The organism is Protofrankia sp. Cj3 (assembly GCF_917627355.1).
In the GTDB taxonomy this organism is placed as follows: Bacteria; Actinomycetota; Actinomycetes; order Frankiales; family Frankiaceae; genus Protofrankia.
Genome location: NZ_CAKJTR010000236.1, coordinates 2904 through 7072, shown reverse-complemented (window position 1 = coordinate 7072; position 4169 = coordinate 2904). Strand labels below are relative to the sequence as shown.

The 4169-nt window shown below is 65.6% G+C and carries 3 protein-coding genes; all 3 read right to left on the bottom strand.

Annotated features, from left to right (window positions below; all coding sequences use genetic code 11):
• Positions 1 to 171 precede the first annotated feature (171 nt).
• On the bottom strand, positions 172 to 1335 hold the full coding sequence (locus MJ783_RS21150) for a hypothetical protein (protein ID WP_239313118.1): 1164 nt from the start codon (positions 1333 to 1335) through the stop codon (positions 172 to 174).
• A complete protein-coding gene (locus MJ783_RS21145; RefSeq protein WP_239313116.1) occupies positions 1332 to 2819 on the bottom strand; it encodes a glycosyltransferase family 2 protein in 1488 nt (495 codons plus the stop codon). The genes MJ783_RS21150 and MJ783_RS21145 overlap by 4 nt, the downstream gene beginning before the upstream one ends.
• Before the next feature lie 123 nt (positions 2820 to 2942).
• The gene (locus tag MJ783_RS21140; protein WP_239313114.1) at positions 2943 to 4016 is read right to left on the bottom strand and encodes a cellulase family glycosylhydrolase; all 1074 of its coding nucleotides are present in this window, start codon (positions 4014 to 4016) and stop codon (positions 2943 to 2945) included.
• Between the last annotated feature and the right edge of the window lie 153 nt (positions 4017 to 4169).

The following is a 4169-nucleotide window of genomic DNA, read 5'->3' as shown; positions in this document are numbered from 1 at the left end:
CCGGCCGAGAGTATGCGGCTGTCAGGAGAGCCCTGGTCGCCAGGTAACCGGAGCAGGCCAGGACCAGATCGGCGCCGAGTAATTCCGCCCGGAAGCCCCCGGAGCTCTGTAGCATCACCGCAAGCACGGCCAGCCCGGACACGCCCGTCACCGCGCGGGACGGGAAAGTGCTCAGTGCCCCTCCCCCCAGGCCGAGAAACAGTCCCGGATCGCCTGCTCGGCCGGGCGGCCGATGAACGACTCATGGCGATCCCGGGACGAGTCGACCGCTGCCGGATCAATATGGAAATCCACCCGCCACCAGTAGAGACCGGCCAAGGCCCGCGCCCGCGCCACCCGGCAGGCCGCGATGAACCAGCGCTGCTGGAGTTCCGGAACCGCCGGCGTACCGTCGATCTGCGGATTGGCCGGATGCCGGTAGATGCCGGCCTGCGCGGCGGCCCCCACCTCATACAGCATCACCTGCGGCATGGGGCCCGGCGCCCGTTGACCCAGCCAGCTGTCCCAGGCGGTGGTCAGCTCGGCCACCGAAGCGGTGTCACCCAACGGAAGCTCCGGGTAGGCGTCCACACCAACGCGATCCACCGGCATCCGGGCACGGGTGTGCGTGAAGACGTCCCAGTTGAATGCGTAGCCGATCTCGCCGGTGAACACCGTCCGGGTATAGGCGGCCAACTTCTCCCAGCGCGGGTCACCCTCCAGTGAGTTGAGTTCGGTGCCGAGTACAACCGCGTTGATGTGGTGTTGTTCAGCAAGAGCCAGGTAAGGCGCGAGAAAACCGCGGTAGGAGGCGAACCAGGCATCCCTGCTGACCGGGTTGAGCGTACCCCGCCAATCCCGCGGGTTGGCCGCGACCAGCGACTTCTCATCGAGGGTCGGGCGCAGGGTGACCCGTAGCCCCGCCCGCGCCGCCTCGTCCAGAAGAATACCGAGCCGTTCCGGTGCCGGCGTGCCCCGGGCGCCGTGCACCGTGCTGGAGCGGACCGTGTCCGTGAAGAAGGGAAAGGACACGCTTATCGCGTTGGCATCCAGGTCGACGACGTAGTCGGTGACCCGCTGCGCCTTGAGGGCGATCATCTGCGCGGATTCATCGGGATTATCGTCCCAATAAACCTGCACGCCGAGCTCAGGCCGGCCTGGCCGCCAGGGAAAGGAGATCCGAGGCCCCGGGGCGGCGGCTGGAACGCCCGTGTTCCCGGCCGTGCGCTCCTGGCCGGCCGGCCGGAACGAGGGCGTACGATCGGCCGGTGCGGATGCGCAGCCAGGCACCGCGGCGAGCCCGACCAATATGACAAGCAGCGCTCCCGCCGAGCGCGCCTTACCAGCGACGGTCACATCGGCTTCGCGATCACAGTGAAGGTTGATTCGCCGTTGCGCAGAAAACGCACCAGCCCCCGGAATACCGCCACCGCCTCCAGCAGGGAGAACACCGGTATGAGGAACAGCAGGCAGGGAAGCTCCCACCGCAGCCGCCGGAGCCGCTCGGAGGCCAGCGCGTTGATCTTCATTCCTTCCCAGTACAACCAGACGCTGTAAGCCATGTTCAGTGCCCATATCGGCAGGACCACAGCGCTGGCCGGCGAGGTGTCGGTGTCACCGAGAAGAGCACCGACCAATATGATCAAACCAAGATGCTGAATAGGCCCGGAGGCCCATATCACCACATTGTGCAGTAAGAGTAACCGGCGGCGCAGCGGGATGGTGCGCTTGGCCGAAAGCATGAACAAGCCCCAGGCCCAACGTTCGCGCTGGCGAATGAAGTCGGCGACAGTCGCCGGTGAGGCACCGTAGGAACGGCCGGGGAACCAGTCGCTGCGCCGGGGATACCGATCGCAGAAACGCAACGCGAATTCAGCGTCCTCGACAATGGACTGCGGGCCGAAGTCCCAGCCGATCTCGGCCTCGACCGAGGCTCGCACCAGCAGCAGTTCCCCGTGGAGCCCGGCGCGCGGCATACCACGGCCGGTGGTGGCCGCGAACATACTGATGTCGCAACCGGGGCGAACGGCGTCAGCCAGCCACAGCAGCGGGTTCACCGCGTGTTCCCGCGGGTAGCTGAGAACGCCTTGGGCGAGATGCCGCGCGTTCTCCCCGGCCAGCCACTGTGCGTTGATGAAGCGGGCCACCGCCTCGGCGGTGTCGGGGCCGACGCCGGTGTCGTCATCCATGTGCAGCACCCACACGTCGCTACGGGCCTCACCCTCGGCGCCGCGGAGCTCGTTGACGTAGTGATTTGCTCGGGCTTTGAAACGGGTCCCGTTGGGCGTGCGGTAATCACGCGGCACGGTGACAATACGGATCCACCGGCTTCCCGCGGCCATCGTGACGATCTGTTCGCGGGCCTCGCAGCCCTCCTCGATGACCACGTCCACGCGCAGGTTCGGGAAGTAGGCCGGCAGATAGCGGCAGAACGAGCTGACCACCCGGGCCAGCGCTGGATAGGTGTCATGCCGGCCGATGGTGGGGACGACCACCACCAGCAGATCGTGCACCAGGGCCGCGGTGGGCGGCAGTCCGCGGTCCCGCCGGATCCGGGCCATCGCCAGCAGGCCGCCTGACAGGCCCAGGATGGTGCCTGTGACGGGCAACGTCCAGACCACAGTGGCGACGCCACCGAGGAAACCGAAAGCGGGGTCGCGTTCCCACGTCCACCAGCCGAAGACAGAAAAGATCAAAAAGACGAACAGGAACACACCGAAACCAGGCCGCCATGTCCCTTGCCGCTCCCGTGGCCGGACCAGCGGAGCCGTTTCGGGCTCGGCGGGGTGCGTCCATAACGGGGATTCCCGGTACATGGCCAGCTGATCAATTGTCGTCACCTGGCTCCCCCGGACGTGAGACCAATCACGGTCTTTGGAGAATACGCCCCTTAGGCCGGACACGCCGGATTGGCCTCCACACCAGCCGTGAACAGCCGTCGCGGTAGTCGTCCTGGCACCCCGTTACCGGGGATGACCCCCAGCCGAACCATGTCCAAAATGCCCAACCGACGGACACATTCGTCCGGCGTGGCCCGCAAGAAGTGTTGCGGTAGTTGACGGATAGACCACCCGAAGACCATCATAGTCAGAATATTGTGTATCGTCCGCATTACGGCCGGTAAGGAGCCAGAAGTGGTCTCCGTCGCCGTCGAACCGCTCAACCGCGTCCGTCCAGGCCCGATAGATCGCGTCACGGGCGGTCTCGTCGGCTCTCCATCCGAACTCCTCGAGCACCGCCGGCTTCTTCGCCGTACGAGCGTCACGGATATGGTCATAAATCCACCGAATGCCCCATTCGGGGGGCATATCTCCCCACTGCTGGGGATAAAGGTGAAACGTGCCGTAGTCGACCGCGGGCAACGCGATGAGCCGCTGCCAGACCACACCATCGTGATCGGAATATGGGTAGCACGGCTCATGGGCACGGCCATAGAAGCCCTCATCACCGACCGCGACCAGCTGGTGGGGAGCCAGCTCCTTGACGTAACGGCTCATCTCATCCGCCCAGGCGAGCAATGTGTCACCGGATGTGTCGGACGGGCAGCGGGGCTCGTTGGCCAGCTCCCATGTCATGATCGTCGGATCGGAACAGTACCGCATCCCGGTGTACCGGTTCCGCCGGCCGATCACATGTCGTACCCAGCTCCGATAGCAGTTCTTGATGTCACGGCGCCGGAAGAAGTCGTCATGCTCGGCGGAGAACCAGGTGGCGTACTGCGGGATCCCGCCAAAGTCAGGCCAGTTGTTCGTCAGCACGATCACCAGGCGAAGCCCAAGCTGACCAGCCCTGAAGACGGCGTGGTCCAAAGGCTCGAAACCATCCTCGTCATAGCTGAAGGGCGCCGGCTGTAGCACGGTGCCGTCGGCGGGAGCGCCATCGAGGAAACCCCAGCAGCGCACCACCCGCAGCCCGATCAAGCTGGCGTCCGTGAGCACGCTGTCAGCCATGTGATGGTTCTTGTAGTGGAGATAGTAGTTGTTGGTGCCGGCAAACCGGAACCGCCGGCCACCGATGGCGAAACCACCGCGGCTCACGGTGACGAAGGCACGGGGGGCGTATCCGCCGGGCGGAGGTCCTGATCGCGAAAACGGTCCGTCATGACCCGTCACCATCCGCCATCGCCCTTTGTAGCTTCCTGAGGTTGTGCCAGGAGGGTGATCCCAGCTGGCCCCGGCGCGGTGCCGGTG